Consider the following 18019-nt stretch of genomic DNA (forward strand, 5'->3'; position numbering starts at 1 on the left):
GACCGCGAAGGCGGGCGCCCGTACGGGTGCCCGCCTTCGGCGTGCGCGGGGGTGCTAGCTGCTCTGGGGTTCGTCGAGCGGGGTGAGCGCCTGGCTGGCCTGCTCGTGCTCCAGGCCCGTGGCCTGCAACAGGTCCACCGCGATCGACCGCAGCTGCGCGATGATGACGTGCGCCGAGAAGCCCAGCCGCTCGGGCCGTTCCCGGCCGGCCACCGCGAGCAGCGCCTGCCGCGCCAGCAGGGGATCGCGTCCGGCGGCCAGCTCCAGCTGCAGCAGCAGCGCCGCCTCCGAGACCTCCCGCATCGCCTCGGCCAGCGCCGTGGGCGGCGGGCTCGCCTCGCCCAGCGCGGCCAGCGTGCGGCGGACCATCACCCGCGCGTTGCGCAGGGCCAGGTCGACGGGGACGGCGGCGGTCTCGTACCGGGCCAGGGCGGCCCGGCGATGCCAGTGCAGCGGCGAGATCATGGTGATCTCCTTGCTGGTCTCCAGCGCCATCGCGAACTCCTCGACGGCGGCCTGCGTCGTCCGCGCCTCCTCCAGCGCCTCGGCGGCCAGGTCGACGTCCCGCTTCTCGATCGCCTCCGCCGCCTGCTCCAGGACGGTGGACAGCGCGTCCAGCACCCCCGACAGGTGTTTGGCCGCGATCGTGAACGGGCTGGCGGGCATCAGCGCGACCGCCGCGACGCCGATGACGCCCCCGGTGAGGGCGTCGGCCATGCGGTCGAGGCCGCCGGCGTTCTCGCCGGGCAGCAGCGTGGCCACCAGCACCGCCGACGAGCCCGCCTGCGCGACGAACAGCGCCCCGCCGTTGAGCAGCAGCGCGACGGCCATGGCCAGCCCGACGACCAGCGCGAGCTGCCAGGGACCCGAGCCGATCCAGGACACCAGCAGGTCGCCGACGCCGACGCCGAGGCTCACGCCGACCACCAGCTCGGCGACGCGCCGCAGCCGCTGGCCGAGCCCCACGCCGACGCAGATCAGCACGGAGATCGGGGCGAAGAACGGCCGGGCGTGCCCGAGCAGGTCGACGGCGACGATCCAGGCCAGCGCCGCGCCCACCGCGCACTGCACGATCGAGGGCGCCATGAGACCGAACGTGCCCAGTCGTTCCCTTACGTGATCGCTGAGCCTCGTTCGCACCTTTTCACCTTGGCGGATCTTTGTGACATTGAGGTCACGTTTGCCCCGTGACATCCGGCTGAACCACGCCGGGGGCGAGCCGCCTGCGAACGAGCACGATGATCGCGACCACGAGCGGCGTGGCCATCCACAGGAACGTGGAGTCCTCGCCGACGCCGAACGCCAGGACCGCGCTGACCGCCCACAACACCCCGCAGCCCCAGTACACCCAGGCCGAGGTGGCCATGCGCCGCCTGCTCGCGTGGGCGTTGAGCAGCCCCTGCGACAGGGCCAGCGTGAACAGCGCGCCCTGGCAGAACATCAGGAGCGCCTCGGTCCCCGCGAACAGCGCCAGCGCCAGGCCCTTGGACGCCTGGACGTCGATGTCGGCCGCCGACATCTCGCTCCACAGGTTCATCGTGTACGGCAGGAACGCCGAGCACAGCAGCAGCGGCACGTGCAGCAGCAGGACCGGCTGGGAGACCCGGTGGAGCTGGTCGAAGAGCGTGTGGTGGGCCCGCCAGCTGAACCACAACATGAGAAAGGCCAGCGCGAACGCCGCGAACGAGCCCTGGTGATGGCTCAGGAAGCCCGCGAGGTCACGGAAGCCGTCCTCCGCCGGGCGGGGGATCTCCAGGACGAGCAGCGTGATCGCGATCGCGAAGACCGCGTCGCTGAACATCTCGACCCGCTCCGGGGTCATGCCGGGACGGGGGGCCGATGGGGGGCTGGACACAGCGGGTCTCCGTGAATCGTGGGGGGACGACCAGCATAGAGGCCATGGCCTGCCTGGGCTCACCTGTCCAGGAAGGCGTCCACCGCGGCCAGGAAGGCGGCCCGTTCGGTGACGTGGACGAGGTGCCCGGCCTCGATCGTGACCAGCTCGGCGCCGGGGATCAGGCGGGCCAGCCCGGGGGCGTCGAACGGGCTCAGCCGTCCGCCCGACAGCACCAGCGTGGGTGCCGTGATCTTCCCCAGCTCGGCGGCCAGCGCCGGGTCGGGATCGACGATGTACGGCTCGGTCTGGTGCATCATCCGCCAGTCGAAGCCGGTGGAGTCGTCCTCCACGAGCGGCTGCCGTCCTTCGACCGGGTACGGCGCCGTGACGTCCTCCAGCACCAGCCGCTCGACCCGCTCGGGGTGGCGCATGGCCACGTGGTAGGAGACCATGCCGCCGAGCGAGTGCCCGACCAGCCGGACGCGGTCGAGGCCCAGGTGGTCGAGGAGCGCCACGACGTCCTCGGCCATCGTGTCCACCGCGTACTCGCCCGGACGGTCGCTGGCCCCGTGGCCGCGCAGGTCGGGGGCGAGGACGTGGTGACGGGCGGCGAAGTGCTGGGTGATGCCGTTCCAGTCGTTGTGGTTCGCGGTCCTGCCGTGGAGGAGGACCAGCGGCGGAGCGGCGGGGTCGCCCTCCTCGCGGTAGACGAGCTTGATGCCGTTGACGTGGGCTTCGCGAATCACATCCGGGAACACTACCTTCGCTCCTTTTGTGCGCTTCGAGGTTCCGCCGAGAGCTTGACCGGCCAGCGCACCTTGACATCGCCGCGGCCGTTCATGGGCAGACATTGCCCATGAACCCCGCCGGGCCGCTCGGCTAGCGTCGCGACGGTGGGGAAGCCGGTACTGGAGAAGGGGCAACGCATGCCGGACCCGATTGAAGTGCGCAAGGTGCCGATCGAGAGCGTGACCGACGCCTCCGGGCTGTCCCGGCTCATCGAGGACGGGGTGATCGAGGCGCGCCGGGTGCTCGCGGTGATCGGCAAGACCGAGGGCAACGGCGGCGTCAACGACTACACGCGCATCCTGGCAGACCGGGCCTTCCGCGAGGTCCTGGCCGAGCACGGTCACCCGTCCCCCGAGAGCGTGCCGCTGGTGTGGTCGGGCGGCACCGACGGCGTCCTCAGCCCGCACGCCACCGTCTTCGCCACCACGGCGGACGCGCCGATGAGCGACGAGCCGCGCCTTTCGGTGGGCGTGGCGATGAGCGAGGTGATCCTGCCCGAGGACATCGGCCGTCCGGCGATGGTGGAGAAGGTGGCCGCCGGGGTGCGGGAGGCCATGAAGATCGCCGGTATCGACGATCCGCGCGACGTGCACTACGTCCAGACCAAGACGCCGCTGCTCACCCTGGCCACCATCACCGAGGCCAGGAGCCGCGGCCAGGACACCGCCATCGAGGAGACCGGCCCGTCGATGGACCTGTCCAACTCCACCACCGCGCTCGGCATCGCCGTCGCGCTCGGCGAGATCGACATGCCGCGGGCCGACCAGATCCACAAGGACCTGTCGCTGTACTCGTCGGTGGCGTCGTGCTCGTCGGGGGTGGAGCTGGACCGGGCGCAGATCGTGCTGGTGGGGAACGTGCGCGGCATCGGCGGGCGCTACCGCATCGGGCACAGCGTCATGCAGGACGCGCTCGACGCCGACGGCATCTGGGCGGCCATCAGGGACTCCGGGCTGCCGCTGCCGGACCGCCCCCACCCCGCCGACCTCGGCGGGCGGCTGGTCAACGTGTTCATGAAGTGCGAGGCCGACCCGTCGGGGCGGGTGCGCGGGCGGCGCAACATCATGCTGGACGACTCCGACGTGCACTGGCACCGGCAGATCAAGGCGGCCGTCGGCGGGGTGGCGGCCTCGGTCACCGGCGACCCCGCGGTGTTCGTCTCGGTGGCCGCCGTGCACCAGGGGCCGTCGGGCGGCGGACCGGTCGCCGCCATCGCCGACCTCGGCTGACCGGCCGGGCCTCGGCTGACCGGTCAGCCGAGGCGACCGGCAGGCCCTGGCTCGCACCAGGGCAGCACGGTCAGCTCGGGCCAGGCTTCGGCGCAGCGCGCCGCCTTGGCCTCGTAGACCTCGCGCGGCGCCTGCCGGGGGTTGGGACGCAGCACGAGGTTGAAGGCGTCGGCCACGCCATAGGGGGCGTAGACCCGCCACGCCCCCGACGGGGTGAGCCGGACGCCGATCGCGCTCGTGGTGCTGGGGAAGGAGTCGATCGCGGCCTCGGAGCTGTCGTAGGGCGGGCACGGCACGCCGAAGCGGCGCTCGTACCACAGATGGACGCGGGCCTCGTTGCAGATCTCCACCGGCACGTCGCCGAACAGCTCCCGCCCGGCCCTGATCGCGCGGTCCTCCGCCTCCCACGACAGGTCGGACGGATCGTGATAGATCAGGTCGTAGTCTTTGACGCCGTAGCCCGCCGGACGTCCGGTCACGTGGTTCCAGATCGCCTGGACGACCGCGCCCGCCGCCAGCCACCAGCCGGGCAGGCCGAGCGAGCGGGCTCCGCCGAGCACCCGCACCAGCACCGGGTCGGTCTCCAGCACGGCCCGCACAGCCGCAGTCTGCTCGTCGAGGGGGAGCCGAGAGATCCGCACCGCACCTGTCTAGCAGCCCGCCCCGACAGAACCCCGCCGGAACGCCGCCGGAACGCCGCCGGAACCCCGACAGAACACCGCCGAGCATCCCAGGAACGCTGACGAGCGTCGCGGGAACGCCTTCAGGGTGGCTCCAGGAACGGGGGCGGTGGCGCCCGCGGGTAGTCTCGTTCGTTGTGCCGACCATCCCACAGCCACTCGACCCCGACGACGACGGCAGCGCCGCCCCCGCCGTGGCCGCCGCCCTGGCCGCCTACGAGTCGGGCGCGTGCGGCCCCGCCGACGTGCTGACCGCCCTGAGCGGTGCGCGGCTGCTGGTGCCGGTGGTCGCCCTGCTGACCGAGTCCGAGGTCGGTGAGCACGGGCTGCGCCAGGAGAAGGAGAGCGAGATGGCGCTGCCCAAGCTCGTCGGCCAGGACGGCAGGCACGCGGTGCTCGCCTTCACCGGCACCGACGCGCTGACCAGATGGCGCAAGGACGCCCGCCCCATCCAGACCGGCACGCTCCAGGTCTGCCGGGCGGCCGTGCACGAGGAGGCCGCCGCGGTCGTGGTCGACGTGGCCGGGCCGGTGCAGTTCGTGATCGAGGGCGAGGTGCTGAAGGCGCTGGCCGCGGTCGAGTCCGGCACCGTCGACCAGCTCGGCGGCGTCACCGTCGCCAGGATGGAGCCCGCCCCGCCCCGCCGCCGCTGGTTCTCCCGCCGAAGCAGCTGAACATCGCTCCTCCCGCGGAGAAGGCTGAACACCGCTTCTCCCGCGAGCCGAACAAGCCGACGCCCCCGGCCGGTGTCGTCACCGGCCGGGGGCGTTCGCCGGACGTCCTCAGGAGCTGACGTCGTCAGGAGCTGACGTCGTCAGGAGACGGTCAGGTAGAACCCGGTGTCGGCCGCCACGCCGTCGGCGAGCTGGCTGTAGACCGCGACCGCCCGGTAGTGGCCGCCGCAGATCGCCGCCCCGCGCTGCACCGACAGCGAGCGCGGGTAGCTGGACCGGCCCGTCGGCGTCACGTGGATCGCCAGGTCGCCGTCGTAGTCGACGTCGTCGCTGAGGATCACGCAGTACGTCCCGCGGAACATGCGCCTGACCTCCTCGACGTTCTTGCTGGCGGTCACCACGCCGTCCGCCCTGACGGTGGCCGAGGCCTGGGCGTAGGGCGTGTCCGCGTACGCCGCCGCGGGCGTCAGGACGGCCGCCGCGACGAGCGCGACGCCGGCAGCGCGCCGGATGATGTTCATATGGGTGCTCCCTCGGTTCTCGGTCAGGAGATGGTCAGGTCGAAGCCGCCGTCGGCGAGCCGGCCGGTGCTGGTGTCGTAGACGCCGACGGTGATGGTGTTGGACTCGTGGCAGGTCGCCGACGAGTTCCGGTAGGCGATGAACGGCAGGCGGCGGGGCGCCCGCGGGGTGATCTGGATCACCGCGGCGGACGTGGTGACGTGCCTGTCGACCATCACGCAGTAGCGGCCGGTCGAGGCCCGCCACGTCTTGAGGATGTTCTTGCCGTTGTTCAGCTCGCCGTCGGCGTCGACGATCGCCGCGGCCCGCGCGTAAGGGGCCTGCAGGTCGGCGTACGCGGCGGGGCCGGTCATGATGAGGCTTGCGGCGCTCAGCGCGAGGCCGCCGGCCAGGATGCCACGGAACATGGGTCTTCCTCTCGGTCACTCTTCCGGGGGGCCACGACAGAAAGTAAGTTCCTGACCACCCCCGGAGCCGCGTGCCACCCCGTCCCGGACGATCAAAGTTCCTTGGGGGATCGCCCCCGAACCCATGACCGCCGGCGTGCGTCGCGGCCCTCCGTCCGGGGCGCGAAAGCCCGCCGGGACGCGGGTTCGCTCTTGGCGCACGCCATACCCGGGCCGCCCGCCGCGATCCCGGGACGGCCGCCGGGCCGCCGCATTAGGGTCTGCTCGTGGTCGCACTGATGGCGCTGCTCGGTCTGGTCGCCGGACACCAGGTCAGGGCGCTGGCCGACGCCTACGACGACCTCGCGTCCCCGCCGCCGTGGCCGCCGGGCGTGGAACTGCTGACCGCCGCCGTGACGGCGCTGACCGCCTGGCTCGCCGGGCCGCCGTACACGGGTCTCGCGCTGGCCGGCACGGCGCTGGCGGTCATCGACTGGCGTACCACCCTGCTGCCCGACGCGATCACGCTGCCCGCGTACCCGATCATCGCACTGACCCTGCTCCCCACCGGGGAGCTGCCGCGCGCGCTGCTCGGCGCGGCGGCGCTGGCGGCCGTCTACGGCCTGTTGTGGTTCGCCAGGCCGGCCGCGATGGGCCTCGGCGACGTCAAGCTGGCCGGGCTCATCGGCATGGCGGCGGCGGCGATGAGCTGGCAGACGTGGGTGGCCGCCGCGTTCGCCGGGCAGGTGCTCGGCGCGCTGTACGCGGTCGCGCTGCTGCTCACCGGGCGGGGCGACCGGCACACCCAGTTCCCCTTCGGGCCGTTCATGCTGCTCGGTGCTTTCGTGGCGCTCTGTCTCGGCTGGTGAACGACGGACATCCCACCCGGCCGCACGTGGAAGACTTGGAGTCATGTTGCGCTGGTTGACGGCCGGAGAGTCCCACGGCCCCGAACTCGTTGCCATCCTCGAAGGACTGCCCGCCGGGGTCGAGGTGACCACGGCCGCGATCGACGAGGCCCTGCGCCGCCGCAGGCTCGGCTACGGCCGCGGCGCGCGGATGAAGTTCGAGCAGGACCAGGTGACGATCGTCGGCGGCGTGCGCCACGGCCGCACCATGGGCAGCCCGGTCGCCGTCCGCGTGGGCAACACCGAGTGGCCCAAGTGGGAGAAGGTCATGTCGGCCGACCCGGTCGACCCGGCCGAGCTGGAGGGCCTGGCCCGCAACGCGCCGCGGTCCCGCCCCCGCCCCGGCCACGCCGACCTGGCCGGCATGCAGAAGTACGGCTTCGACGACGCCCGCCAGGTGCTCGACCGGGCCAGCGCCCGCGAGACCGCGGCCCGCGTCGCGCTCGGCGAGGTCGCCAGGCGCTTCCTGAAGCAGGCGCTCGGCGTCGACATCGTCAGCCACGTCACCTCCATCGGCGGCGCGCAGACCCCGACCGAGGTGCTGCCCGGCCCCGGCGACCTGGCCAGGATCGACGAAGACCCGGTCCGCTGCTCCGACCCCGAGGGCAGCGCCGCCATGGTCGCCGTGATCGACCAGGCGCACAAAGAGGGCGACACGCTCGGCGGCGTCGTCGAGGTGCTCGCCTACGGCCTGCCGCCCGGCCTGGGCAGCTACACCCACTGGGACCGCAGGCTCGACTCCCGGCTCGCCGCGGCCCTCATGGGCATCCAGGCGATCAAGGGCGTCGCGGTCGGCGACGGCTTCGAGACCGCCCGCCGGCCCGGCTCGCGCGCCCACGACGAGATCGAGTACACCGCCGAGAACGGCGTCAAGCGCGTCACCAACCGCGCGGGCGGCGTCGAGGGCGGCATGACCAACGGCGAGGTCCTGCGGGTCAGCGCCGCCATGAAGCCCATCTCCACCGTGCCGAGGGCCCTGGCCACGATCGACGTCAAGACCGGCGAGGCGGCCAAGGCCCACCACGAGCGCTCCGACGTGTGCGCCGTCCCGGCCGCGGGCATCGTGGCCGAGGCCATGGTCGCGCTGGTGCTGGCCGACGCGGCCCTGGAGAAGTTCGGCGGCGACTCGGTGGAGGAGGTCGCCCGCAACCTGTCCGGCTACCTCTCCTCGATGGTGATCAAGTGACGGCCGCGCGGAGCGAACGAGAAGGGGTGAGCGACCAGTGACCAGAGCCGTGCTCATCGGGCCGCCCGGATCAGGCAAGACCACGATCGGGCAGCTGCTGGCCGAGCGGCTCGGCGTCGCCTTCCGCGACACCGACGCCGACGTCGAGGCCGTGGCCGGCAAGCCGGTCTCCGACATCTTCGTCGAGGACGGCGAGGCCCGCTTCCGCGAGCTGGAGCACCAGGCCGTGCGCCGCGCGCTGGCCGAGCACGACGGCGTGCTGTCGCTCGGCGGCGGCGCCGTGCTCAACGAGGACACCCAGGCCCTGCTCGCCGGTCACCACGTGGTCTACCTGCAGGTGGGCCTGGCCGACGCGGTCCAGCGGGTCGGGCTCGGCTCGGCCAGGCCGCTGCTCGTGCTCAACCCGCGCAGCCAGCTCAAGAAGCTGATGGAGGAGCGGCGGCCGGTCTACGAGCGTCTGGCCGTGGTCACGCTCGCCACCGACAAGCGCGACCCCGGCGAGCTCGCCGACGAGATCCTGGAGGGCCTGCCGGCATGACCGCGACGCGGATCCCCGTATCCGGCGACAGCCCGTACGACGTCGTGGTGGGCAGCGGCGTGCAGGCCGAGCTGCCGGGCCTGTTCCGGCCGGGCGTGCGCACGGTTGCCGTCGTCCGCCCGCAGGGCCTGCCCGAGCTGTCCCGCCCGGTCCTCGCGGCGCTGGCCGAGGCCGGTTACGAGGTGGCCGACCTGCCCGTCCCCGACGGCGAGGCGTGCAAGACGCCCGAGGTGGCCGCCGGCCTGTGGTCCGCGCTCGGCCGCCACGGCCTGACCCGCTCCGACGCCGTCGTGGGCGTGGGCGGCGGCGCGACGACCGACCTGGCCGGCTTCGTGGCCGGCACCTGGCTGCGCGGCGTGCAGGTCGTGCTCGTGCCGACGACGCTGCTGGCCATGGTCGACGCCGCCGTCGGCGGCAAGAACGGCATCGACACCCCCGAGGGCAAGAACCTGGTGGGCACGTTCCTGCCGCCCGCCGGGGTGCTCTGCGACCTGGCCGTGCTGCCCGGCATGCCGAAGGCCGACTACGTGGCGGGGCTCGCCGAGATCATCAAGGGCGGCTTCATCGCCGACCCGCAGATCCTCACGCTGGTCGAGTCCGACCCCGAGGGGGCCACCCGGCCCGACGGCCCCCACACCCGCGAGCTGATCGAGCGCAAGATCCGCGTCAAGGCCGACGTCGTGGGCGCCGACCTGCGCGAGCAGGGCCTGCGCGAGATCCTCAACTACGGACACACGCTCGCCCACGCCATCGAGCGCGACGAGCACTACACGATCCGCCACGGCGAGGCGGTCGCCATCGGCATGGTCTACGCCGCCGAGCTGTCCCGGCTGTCCGGCCGCGCCGACCTGACCGCCCGCACCCGCGCGATCCTCACCTCCGTGGGCCTGCCGGTCTCCTACCACGCCGGCGCCTGGCCGCGGCTGCGCGACCACATGCGGCTGGACAAGAAGAACCGGGGCGCCAAGCAGCGCTTCGTCGTCCTCGACGACCTGGCCAGGCCCGGGCGGCTCGAAGACCCCGCCGAAGAGCTGCTCGAAGCCGCCTACAAGGAGATCGCGCGATGATCCTCGTGCTCAACGGCCCCAACCTGAGCCGGCTCGGCACCCGCGAGCCCGACGTCTACGGGGCCGAGACGCTGGAGGACCTCGCCGAGCTGTGCCGCGAGACCGGCCGCAAGCTCGGCGAGCAGGTCGAGGTGCGCCAGACCGACGACGAGGCCGAGCTGATCGGCTGGCTGCACGAGGCCGCCGACGGCCGCATCCCCGTCGTGCTCAACCCGGCCGCCTTCACCCACTACTCCTACGCCGTGCGCGACGCCATCGCCCAGCGCACCGCCCCGCTCGTCGAGGTGCACATCAGCAACCCCGCGGCGAGGGAAGAGTTTCGCCACACCTCGGTCGTCGCCGGGGTGGCGACGGGCACGATCGCCGGATTCGGACTACAGTCCTACGTCCTGGCGCTACACGCTATCGCGGAGATGAACAGCAGCTCATGAGGCAATACAAGTCCTTCGTCGCACTCGGGGACAGTTTCACCGAAGGACTGAACGATCCAGGCCCCGACGGGCACTACCGCGGCTGGGCCGACCGGGTCGCCGAACGGCTCGCCGCCGACGACCCGGCGTTCCGCTACGCGAACCTGGCCGTCCGCGGCAAGCTGCTCGACCAGATCGTCACCGAGCAGGTGCCGCGGGCCATCGAGATGGGTCCCGACCTGGTCAGCTTCTGCGCGGGCGGCAACGACCTGCTGCGGCCGGGCAGCGACCCCGACGTGATGGCCAAGCGCCTGGCCCGCGCGGTGCGCGACCTGCGGGCCGGAGGCGCGGACGTGCTGCTGTTCACCGGGGTCGATCCGCGCGACACGCCGCTGATGCGGCGGCTGCGCGGCCGTTTCGCCATCTTCTACCTGCACATCCGCTCCATCGCCGACCTCTACGGCTGCCGGCTGGTCGACCAGTGGTCGATGCAGGGGCTGCGCGACTGGCGGGCCTGGAGCACCGACCGCCTGCACATGAACGAGGACGGCCACCGGCTGGTGGCGGCCCGCGTGCTCGACGTGCTCGGGGTGCCGTTCGACGACTGGCGCAAGGATTGGCCGGAGCGGCTGGTCGACCCGCGGGCGCGGCGCCGCGAGGACGCCCAGTGGATCCGCGAGCACCTGGTGCCGTGGATGTCCCGCCGCCTGCGCGGCACCTCCTCCGGCGACGGCCTCACCCCGAAGCGCCCCGACCTCACCCCGTTCTAGCCGTTCTCCCCGGGCCATTACCGGATCAGGTCCGCTCGGAGGGCGTTCCCCGCGGCCGACGGGGGCCACGGAGTGGGGCAAGGCGGGCTCGCGTGACGGCGGCCGGCCGGTGAAGGGTCAGCGGGCGTTTCCTGGAAGCCCGCCGGCCCCGTACGGCGGGTGGCCTGACCAGGCGGAGCCGTAAGGAAAAGAAGGAAAAGACTGTCGCCTGAAGGGGCCCGCGACGGTCAGGACTCGGTGGACAGGCGCTTGAGCGCGGCACGGGGGACGGCCGGGTCGGTGGTGCGCCAGAACGGCGGCAACGATCCCAGCAGGAAACCGCTGTACCGGGCCGTCGCCAGGCGCGGGTCGAGGACCGCGATGACGCCCTTGTCGTCCTGCGCGCGCAGCAACCGGCCGGTGCCCTGGGCCAGCAGCAGGGCGGCGTGGTTGGCCGCCACCGCCATGAACCCGTTGCCGCCGCGCGCCGCGACGTGCCGCTGCCGGGCCGAGGTGAGCGGATCGTCGGGACGCGGGAACGGCACCCGGTCGATGATGACCAGCCGCAGCGACGGCCCGGGGACGTCGACCCCCTGCCACAGCGACAACGTGCCGAACAGGCAGGTCGGCTCGTCCTCGGCGAACTGCTTGACCAGCAGCATGGTCGAGTCGTCGCCCTGGCACAGCAGCGGCACGTCGAGCCGCTCGCGCAGCGCCTCCGTGGCGGCCTTGGCGGCGCGCATCGAGGAGAACAGCCCCAGCGTGCGCCCGCCGGCCGCCTCGATGAGCTCGGTGATCTCGTCGAGATACTGCTGCGGCAGCCCGTCGCGGCCCGGCTGGGGAAGGTGCTTGGCGACGTAGAGGATGCCGGCGCGCGGGTGGTCGAACGGCGAGCCGACGTCGATGCCCTGCCAGCGCTTGCTGTCACCCAGGCCCCACTGCGCGGCCAGCCCGTCGAACGTGCCGCCGAGGGCGAGCGTGGCGGAGGTGAGCACCACCGTGCGCTCGCCGAACAGCCGGTCGCGCAGCATGCCGCTCACGCTCAGCGGCGCGACCCGCAACATGGGCGGACGGCGGTCGGTGGCGCCGTCGAGCCAGACCACCTCGGCGCGGTCGGCCTCGGAGGCGTGGCCGTAGGCGTCGAGCATGCGGACGGCGGTGTCGTGCACCTCGTCGAGCGCGGTGAAGGCGGCCTTGCGCTGGCCGGCCTTGTCGGGGTCGTCCTTGTCGGCGTTGCGCGGGCCCATGGCGGTGATGCACCGCCAGGCCGTGTCGCGGATGAGCTGCAAGGTGAGGCCGAGCACCTGCGGCAGCTCGTCGATGCGGCCGGGCGGGGCGGCGGCCAGCAGCGCCTTGAGGTCTTCGCCCGCCTCCATGAGCTGGTCGGCGAGCGGCTGCTCGATCAGCCGGCCGACGCGGCGCACGGCCAGCATCACCGAGGCCTCCGACAGCTCGCTGGTGACCACCGAGGTCACCCGGTCGACCAGCTCGTGGGCCTCGTCGACGACCACGACCTCGTGCTCGGGCAGCACCGGCAGGTCGCCCATGGCGTCGATGGCCAGCAGCGCGTGGTTGGTCACCACGACGTCGACCTCGCCCGCGCGCGCCCTGGCCAGCTCGGCGAAGCACTCGGGGCCGCTCGGGCAGCGGGTGGCGCCCAGGCACTCCTGCGCGCTCACCGAGAACTGCCGCCAGGCCTGCTCGCTGACGCCGGGCACCAGCTCGTCGCGGTCGCCCGTCTCGGTCTCGTCGGCCCACTCCTGGATGCGCTGGACCATGCGGCCGGTCGCGCTCACCTCACGCGGGTCGAAGAGCTGGTCCTGCTCGTCCTCCTCGGGCCAGCCCGCCGTCGCCTTGTAGCGGCACAGGTAGTTGCGCCGGCCCTTGAGAATGGCGAACGTCGGCTCGTGCGGCAGCTCCTTGCCCAGCGCCTCGGCGAGCCGGGGCAGGTCGCGGTCGACGAGCTGGCGCTGCAGCGCGATGGTGGCCGTGGAGATCACGACGGGGGAGTCGCTGTCCATGGCGTGCCGGATCGAGGGCACCAGGTACGCCAGCGACTTGCCGGTGCCCGTGCCCGCCTGGACGGCCAGGTGCTCCTCGTCGTCGATGGCCTTCTGGACGGCCTTGACCATGGTGACCTGGCCCTGCCGTTCGCTCCCTCCGAGAGCGCCGACCGCGATGCTGAGCAGTTCGTCCACTGACGGGAGATGGGAGTCCGGCACGGTCGTCAACGGTACCCGCAATCCCGGGCCGACGCGCCGGGACGCCCTGTGTCCGGTCATGCGCATCCCGGCGTTCGCGGGCTCCCCGCGGGACTCCCGTGGCACACTGTCGAGCGGAACTCCAACTGGTCAGGGAGATCTTGCTGGTGTGATCGATGGGGTTCACGGTCTCGATGGTGAGAGCGGTTAGGTAGGGTTTTCCGGGGTTGAGTGGACGAATAAAGGCTGGTTAAAGCAGTATGTCTGCCATGTCGGAAGTTGTCCCGTTGCCGTCGTTCGGCGAAGTCTTCTTCGATGCACGAGGTCAGGAGCGGTGCCTCCGGGTCACGTGGCATGAGGGCACACTGGTCCTCAGCCTGTGGCGTGGGGAGATGTGCACAGCGAGCTTCCGCATGCCGATGGAGGACGTCGGCAGGCTGCTCGACACGCTCGACGACGGCTACGCCGAGGCCACGGGCGAGCAGCCCGCGGTGCCCGCGGCCGATCCGGGCACCGAGGTCATGCCGGGCACCGGCACGTACCACCGGCCGCCCCAGCACGCCCAGCAGCAGCCTCCGCCGCCCGCGCTCGACGAGCGGCCCACCGCGTCGTTGTCGCCCAACGACGTGCTGGTCGCGCGCGGCCCCGCGCCGCAGGACAAACTGGTGGCCTCCTACAGCGAGACCACCGGCACCCGGGAGACGCCGTCGTACGGCGAGCGCAGCCCCTTCACCGGCCCCCAGTACGTCGAGCAGCCCGCCGCCCAGTACCCCGGCGACCCGCACAGCGGCCCGCAGTACACCGGTGACCCGTTCAGCGGCCCGCAGTACACCGGTGACCCGTTCAGCGGCCCGCAGTACACGGGCGACCCGCTGAGCGGCCCCCAGTACACGGGTGACGCCTTCAGCGGCCCGCAGTACACGGGCGACCCGCTGAGCGGCCCCCAGTACGCCGGCGACCCCTTCACCGGCCCCCAGTACGTCGAGAGCAGCGAGCCCGTCTACCAGCTGCCCGCCGACCAGCGCCGACCGGCGCCGCTGAGCACCGACCCGCTCGGCTTCCCGTCGCAGGCCGGCGACCCCTACCCGCCGGCCCAGCAGTACACCCCGGACTCGTACGGCTCCTACCAGCAGCCGCCGTCCCAGCCCCAGCCCCAGCAGCCTCCGGCGCAGCCGCAGAGCACGGCCGGGCTCGGCACGCCCATGCACGGCATCCCCGGCGCCGGCCGCAGGCACAACCCCGCGCCCGCCCAGGACCCCTACCGCGCGGCCGACGCCTACCAGGGCTACCAGCAGCCCGCGCAGCCCAACCCGGTGGACCCGCTGCTGGCGCTCGGCCGCCAGGAGTACCCGCCGCAGTCGTCCGACCCGAACATGGGCCGTCCGTACGTGACGGACCCCCTGTTCTCGACCGGCGAACGCCTGCGCCCCGACCAGCAGCAGGACTACGGCGACGGGCGCGACCGCCGGGAGTGGTGACACCCTCCTCCCGCCCGCCGGGTACGCTCTCGGCATCCACCCGGGCGAGCTGGAGGAACGTCGTTGAACCCGACCATGGGCCTGCAACTGCTGCTGATGGCCGGTGGCGCGGTCGCGGTCGCGGCGGTGGCACGGCGGCGGGGCTGGCCGGCCCCGCTGTTGCTGGTCGCGGCCGGCCTGCTGGTCTCGCCGCTGGTGCCGGCGGTGCCGTTGCAGCCCGAACTGGTGCTGTTCGTGTTCCTGCCGCCGCTGCTCTACTCGGCCGCGCTCGACAGCTCCTACCTGCGCCTGCGTGACGTCAAGCGGGCCGTGGCGCTGCTGTCGATCGGCCTGGTGCTGTTCACCACGGCCGTGGTGGGGCTGGTCGTCCACCTGCTGCTGCCGCAGCTCCCGCTGGCCGCCGCCTTCGCGCTCGGCGCGATCATCGCGCCGCCCGACGCCGTGGCGGCCGTCGCCGTGGGCCGGCGGCTCGGGCTGCCGCGCAAGTCGCTGACGATCCTCATCGGCGAGAGCCTGTTCAACGACGCCACGGCGCTGACGGCCTACCGGGTGGCCATCGGGGCGGCCGTGGGCGGCAGCATCGACCTGTTCCAGGGCGTGGCGCAGTTCCTGTTCGCGGCGCTCGGCGGGGTGGCGATCGGGCTGGCGCTGGCGTTCGTGTTCGCCTGGGTGTTCCAGCACACCCGCGACTCGCTGGTCGAGAACACGCTGATGCTGCTGATCCCGTTCGCGGCCTATCTCGCGGCCGAGTCCGTGCACGTCTCCGGGCTCGGGCCCGAGCCGGTGCACGCCTCGGGCGTGATCTCCGTCGTGGTCGTCGGCCTCTACCTGGGCAACCGCATGCACCAGCGGGGGTTCGGCACCCGGCTGGTGTCCGACGCGGTGTGGAAGGTCACCGACTTCTTCCTGGAGTCGATCGTCTTCGCGCTCATCGGCCTGCAGCTCGTGACCGTGATCAAGGGCATCACCGGCTACGGCCCCTGGCAGGTCGCCGGCTACGCGCTGGCGGTGCTGGCGGTGACGATCGTGTCCAGGTTCGTGTGGGTGTTCGCGTTCACCCCGCTGGTCAAGCTCGTCCGGCGGGGCCCGGCGCCCAGCCCGCAGCAGACGGTGATCCTGGGCTGGGCCGGCATGCGGGGCGTGGTGTCGCTCGCGGCGGCGTTCTCCATCCCGCCGGAGATCCCGGCCCGCGACCGGGCCATGCTGCTGTTCCTGACGTTCACCACGGTGATCGGCACCCTGCTGATCCAGGGCATGACGTTCCCCGCCCTGATCAGGAAGCTGCGCGTGTCGAGCGAGCAGGAGCGCTACGAGGACACGCTGGCCGAGGCGGCCGCCCAGCAGGCCGCGCTGGAGGCGGGCCTGGCCGAGCTCGAACGCCTGGTCGAGCAGGAGGGCGAGCCCGACGAGATCAAGAAGCAGGTCATCGACCAGCTCAGGGAGAAGTCGTGGCGGCGGTCGCTGACCGCGTGGGAACGTCTGGGCGGCGGCACCGCGCAGGGCGGCGCCGAGACCCCCAGCAGCATCTACCGGCGGCTGCGCCGTGACATGCTCACGGCCGAGCGCGAGGTGTTCGTCCGCCTGCGCGACGAGCGCCGCCTCGACGACGAGGTGCTGCGCGAGGTGATGGCCCAGCTCGACTTCGAGGAGGCCATCCTCGAACGCTGACCCCGACGGGCGCCGCCCGCGCAGGGCAGGTCAGCCGGGCAGTCAGCCCATCTGGTTGTCCACGAAGCACCAGCGCCAGCTCTCGCCCGGTTCGAACGACTGGATCACCGGGTGCGTGGTCGCGTGGAAGTGCTTGGTCGCGTGCTTGTTGGGCGAGGAGTCGCAGCAGCCGATGTGGCCGCACTCCAGGCAGCGCCGCAGGTGCACCCATCGGCTGCCGCTGGCCAGGCACTCCTCGCAGCCCTCAGGGGTCTTCGCCGCCGGGTCGTCGGCCTGGGAAAGATGCTCGCACATTGCCATGGATCCGATCCTAGGACCCGGCCGCCGATGCCTTCCGCGCAGACCTGCTGTCCGGGCCCTGACCTGCGAGAAGGCCGTGCGCGCCGGGCCTTCGGCGAAGGGGGTTCCGCGCGGCCGGCGGGGTGGTCGATCAGACTCTTCTCAGGGGGTCCGCGCTCAGGGGAGTGAGAAGGCATGGCCGATGTGTTCGCGAAGTGTCGTCTGCCCGGGTACCAGCCGGTCAAGGAGCTGGGCGTCTATCCGTACTACCACCCGATCCAGGAGCGGCCGGGCGACGGGGAGGTGGTGGTCGGCGGGCGGGTGCTGGTGCAGGCCGGGTCCAACGACTATCTCGGGCTCTCGGGGGATCCCCGCGTCAAGGAGGCCGCCGTCGCGGCGATCCGGCGGCTCGGGGCGGGCAGCGGCGGTTCGCGGCTGACGAACGGCTCCCTCGCGCTGCACGAGGAGCTGGAGGCGCGGCTCGCGGAGTTCCTCGGGCGTCCGGCGGTCATGGTGACCAGCGCCGGCTACCTGGCCAACCTCGCGCTGGGCGCGCTGCTGGGGCCCGGCGACGTGGTGATCGGCGACCGGCTGGTGCACGCGTGCCTCATCGACGCCGTACGCCTGGGCGGGGCGCGCTTACGCCGCTACCGGCACAACGACATGGACCACCTGGAACGGCTGCTGGCCGCCGGCGACCCGGACGCCGGCCGGGTGATCGTGACTGAGGGCATGTTCTCCACCTCGGGCAACGTGTGCGACCTGCCGGGCATCGCCAAGCTCGCCCGCACGTACGGAGCCCGCGTCGTGATGGACAGCGCCCACGACGCCGGCCTGCTGGGGGACGCCGGTCGCGGCGCCGCCGAGGCGCACGGCCTGGAGGAGGCGGTGGACGTGCAGACCATCACCTTCTCCAAGTCGTTCGGCACGATCGGCGGCGCGGTCGCCGGGCCGGAGGAGATCATCCTCTACCTGCGCCACCACGCGCGGTCCATGGTGTTCACCGCCGCCCTGTCACCGGCCTGCGCCGCCGCCGCGCTGGCCGCCCTGGAGATCGTCGTCGCCGAGCCCGAGCGGCGGCGCCGGTTGCGGACCGCGGCCGGGCGGCTGAGCGGCGAGCTGGCCGGGCTGGGGTACGCCGTCGTGCCGTCGGACCGTCCGGTCATCGCCGTGCCAGTGGGGGAGGACCTGCGCTGTTTCCGGTTGTGGCGGGAGCTGTTCGACGAAGGGGTGTTCACCACGGCCATGATCTCGCCCGGGGTGCCGCCGGGGCAGGCGCTCATCCGGGTCAGCCTCACCGCCACCCACACCGACGCGCAGCTCGACCGGATCGCGGCCGCCTTCGCCGTCGCCGGCCGTCGAGCGGGGCTTCTTCACTGATCGCGCGCGCCGCCACGGGCGCGGGGCGCTGGGTAAGGT

At 72.7% G+C, this 18019-nt stretch carries 19 protein-coding genes; 11 read left to right on the plus strand and 8 right to left on the minus strand.

The window, feature by feature from the left end:
- Positions 1 to 54 precede the first annotated feature (54 nt).
- The 3 genes from AB0C33_RS08435 to AB0C33_RS08445 all read right to left on the minus strand — a co-directional run bounded on the left by AB0C33_RS08435 (position 55) and on the right by AB0C33_RS08445 (position 2583).
- Positions 55 to 1086, minus strand: coding sequence for an FUSC family protein (locus AB0C33_RS08435; protein WP_358284948.1), 1032 nt, complete (start codon positions 1084 to 1086; stop codon positions 55 to 57).
- Between the two features lie 88 nt (positions 1087 to 1174).
- Positions 1175 to 1855: a TMEM175 family protein gene (locus AB0C33_RS08440; protein WP_358284950.1), complete on the minus strand. Its 681-nt coding sequence runs from the start codon at positions 1853 to 1855 to the stop codon at positions 1175 to 1177.
- A gap of 59 nt (positions 1856 to 1914) precedes the next feature.
- Positions 1915 to 2583: an alpha/beta fold hydrolase gene (locus tag AB0C33_RS08445; RefSeq protein WP_358284952.1), complete on the minus strand. Its 669-nt coding sequence runs from the start codon at positions 2581 to 2583 to the stop codon at positions 1915 to 1917.
- 180 nt (positions 2584 to 2763) lie between these two features.
- Here AB0C33_RS08445 and AB0C33_RS08450 point away from each other — a divergent pair, with 180 nt between their 5' ends.
- Complete coding sequence (locus AB0C33_RS08450; protein WP_358284954.1) at positions 2764 to 3855, plus strand: ring-opening amidohydrolase; 1092 nt, start codon at positions 2764 to 2766, stop codon at positions 3853 to 3855.
- Between the two features lie 23 nt (positions 3856 to 3878).
- On the opposite strand, the gene AB0C33_RS08455 is transcribed toward AB0C33_RS08450, so the two are convergent.
- A complete protein-coding gene (locus tag AB0C33_RS08455) occupies positions 3879 to 4454 on the minus strand; it encodes a nucleotidyltransferase family protein (RefSeq protein ID WP_358284956.1) in 576 nt (191 codons plus the stop codon).
- Between the two features lie 218 nt (positions 4455 to 4672).
- Between AB0C33_RS08455 and AB0C33_RS08460 the strand changes: the two genes are divergently transcribed.
- The gene (locus AB0C33_RS08460) at positions 4673 to 5209 is read left to right on the plus strand and encodes an SseB family protein (protein WP_358284958.1); all 537 of its coding nucleotides are present in this window, start codon (positions 4673 to 4675) and stop codon (positions 5207 to 5209) included.
- A gap of 140 nt (positions 5210 to 5349) precedes the next feature.
- Here the strand turns inward: AB0C33_RS08460 and AB0C33_RS08465 are convergent, their stop codons facing one another.
- Positions 5350 to 5730 (minus strand): hypothetical protein, encoded by a 381-nt coding sequence (locus AB0C33_RS08465; RefSeq protein ID WP_358284960.1) that lies wholly within the window; start codon positions 5728 to 5730, stop codon positions 5350 to 5352.
- Between the two features lie 23 nt (positions 5731 to 5753).
- On the minus strand, positions 5754 to 6137 hold the full coding sequence (locus tag AB0C33_RS08470) for a hypothetical protein (RefSeq protein WP_352363953.1): 384 nt from the start codon (positions 6135 to 6137) through the stop codon (positions 5754 to 5756).
- Positions 6138 to 6403: 266 nt separating this feature from the next.
- On the opposite strand from AB0C33_RS08470, the gene AB0C33_RS08475 reads away from it, so the two are divergent.
- The 6 genes from AB0C33_RS08475 to AB0C33_RS08500 are packed head-to-tail and all read left to right on the plus strand — an operon-like array spanning position 6404 to position 10995.
- Entirely contained in the window at positions 6404 to 6985 is a 582-nt protein-coding gene (locus tag AB0C33_RS08475; protein WP_358284962.1) for an A24 family peptidase, read from the plus strand.
- A 43-nt stretch (positions 6986 to 7028) separates the two neighbouring features.
- Positions 7029 to 8210, plus strand: a complete 1182-nt coding sequence (aroC, locus tag AB0C33_RS08480) for a chorismate synthase (protein WP_358284964.1) — start codon at positions 7029 to 7031, stop codon at positions 8208 to 8210.
- A 37-nt stretch (positions 8211 to 8247) separates the two neighbouring features.
- The gene (locus AB0C33_RS08485) at positions 8248 to 8748 is read left to right on the plus strand and encodes a shikimate kinase (RefSeq protein WP_358284966.1); all 501 of its coding nucleotides are present in this window, start codon (positions 8248 to 8250) and stop codon (positions 8746 to 8748) included.
- On the plus strand, positions 8745 to 9815 hold the full coding sequence (gene aroB / locus AB0C33_RS08490) for a 3-dehydroquinate synthase (RefSeq protein WP_358284968.1): 1071 nt from the start codon (positions 8745 to 8747) through the stop codon (positions 9813 to 9815). Before AB0C33_RS08485 ends, aroB begins: the two co-directional genes overlap by 4 nt.
- Positions 9812 to 10246 carry a type II 3-dehydroquinate dehydratase gene (gene aroQ / locus AB0C33_RS08495; protein WP_352363963.1) on the plus strand — a complete coding sequence of 145 codons (435 nt, stop codon included), beginning with the start codon at positions 9812 to 9814 and terminating at the stop codon, positions 10244 to 10246. The genes aroB and aroQ overlap by 4 nt, the downstream gene beginning before the upstream one ends.
- Complete coding sequence (locus AB0C33_RS08500) at positions 10243 to 10995, plus strand: SGNH/GDSL hydrolase family protein (protein WP_358284970.1); 753 nt, start codon at positions 10243 to 10245, stop codon at positions 10993 to 10995. Before aroQ ends, AB0C33_RS08500 begins: the two co-directional genes overlap by 4 nt.
- Before the next feature lie 227 nt (positions 10996 to 11222).
- On the opposite strand, the gene AB0C33_RS08505 is transcribed toward AB0C33_RS08500, so the two are convergent.
- Complete coding sequence (locus AB0C33_RS08505) at positions 11223 to 13196, minus strand: ATP-dependent DNA helicase (RefSeq protein WP_358284972.1); 1974 nt, start codon at positions 13194 to 13196, stop codon at positions 11223 to 11225.
- A gap of 371 nt (positions 13197 to 13567) precedes the next feature.
- Between AB0C33_RS08505 and AB0C33_RS08510 the strand changes: the two genes are divergently transcribed.
- Positions 13568 to 14653: a hypothetical protein gene (locus AB0C33_RS08510; protein WP_358284974.1), complete on the plus strand. Its 1086-nt coding sequence runs from the start codon at positions 13568 to 13570 to the stop codon at positions 14651 to 14653.
- Between the two features lie 63 nt (positions 14654 to 14716).
- Positions 14717 to 16321, plus strand: a complete 1605-nt coding sequence (locus tag AB0C33_RS08515; RefSeq protein ID WP_358284976.1) for a Na+/H+ antiporter — start codon at positions 14717 to 14719, stop codon at positions 16319 to 16321.
- A 42-nt stretch (positions 16322 to 16363) separates the two neighbouring features.
- On the opposite strand, the gene AB0C33_RS08520 is transcribed toward AB0C33_RS08515, so the two are convergent.
- On the minus strand, positions 16364 to 16621 hold the full coding sequence (locus AB0C33_RS08520) for a UBP-type zinc finger domain-containing protein (protein WP_358284978.1): 258 nt from the start codon (positions 16619 to 16621) through the stop codon (positions 16364 to 16366).
- Positions 16622 to 16795: 174 nt separating this feature from the next.
- On the opposite strand from AB0C33_RS08520, the gene AB0C33_RS08525 reads away from it, so the two are divergent.
- Positions 16796 to 17980 (plus strand): aminotransferase class I/II-fold pyridoxal phosphate-dependent enzyme, encoded by a 1185-nt coding sequence (locus tag AB0C33_RS08525; protein ID WP_358284980.1) that lies wholly within the window; start codon positions 16796 to 16798, stop codon positions 17978 to 17980.
- Positions 17981 to 18019: the final 39 nt, after the last annotated feature.

Origin of the sequence: Nonomuraea sp. NPDC048881 (assembly GCF_040649795.1) — a bacterium.
Lineage (GTDB): Bacteria > Actinomycetota > Actinomycetes > Streptosporangiales > Streptosporangiaceae > Nonomuraea.

What these genes read in the sequence shown, in the direction of transcription:
- aroQ (WP_352363963.1), top strand. Translation starts at nt 9,812, where the DNA reads ATGATCCTCGTGCTCAACGGCCCCAACCTGAGCCGGCTCGGCACCCGC.
- aroB (WP_358284968.1), top strand. Translation starts at nt 8,745, where the DNA reads ATGACCGCGACGCGGATCCCCGTATCCGGCGACAGCCCGTACGACGTC.
- aroC (WP_358284964.1), top strand. Translation starts at nt 7,029, where the DNA reads ATGTTGCGCTGGTTGACGGCCGGAGAGTCCCACGGCCCCGAACTCGTT.
- AB0C33_RS08520 (WP_358284978.1), bottom strand. Translation starts at nt 16,621, where the DNA reads ATGGCAATGTGCGAGCATCTTTCCCAGGCCGACGACCCGGCGGCGAAG.
- AB0C33_RS08500 (WP_358284970.1), top strand. Translation starts at nt 10,243, where the DNA reads ATGAGGCAATACAAGTCCTTCGTCGCACTCGGGGACAGTTTCACCGAA.
- AB0C33_RS08510 (WP_358284974.1), top strand. Translation starts at nt 13,568, where the DNA reads ATGTGCACAGCGAGCTTCCGCATGCCGATGGAGGACGTCGGCAGGCTG.
- AB0C33_RS08465 (WP_358284960.1), bottom strand. Translation starts at nt 5,730, where the DNA reads ATGAACATCATCCGGCGCGCTGCCGGCGTCGCGCTCGTCGCGGCGGCC.
- AB0C33_RS08435 (WP_358284948.1), bottom strand. Translation starts at nt 1,086, where the DNA reads ATGGCGCCCTCGATCGTGCAGTGCGCGGTGGGCGCGGCGCTGGCCTGG.
- AB0C33_RS08450 (WP_358284954.1), top strand. Translation starts at nt 2,764, where the DNA reads ATGCCGGACCCGATTGAAGTGCGCAAGGTGCCGATCGAGAGCGTGACC.
- AB0C33_RS08470 (WP_352363953.1), bottom strand. Translation starts at nt 6,137, where the DNA reads ATGTTCCGTGGCATCCTGGCCGGCGGCCTCGCGCTGAGCGCCGCAAGC.
- AB0C33_RS08525 (WP_358284980.1), top strand. Translation starts at nt 16,796, where the DNA reads ATGGCCGATGTGTTCGCGAAGTGTCGTCTGCCCGGGTACCAGCCGGTC.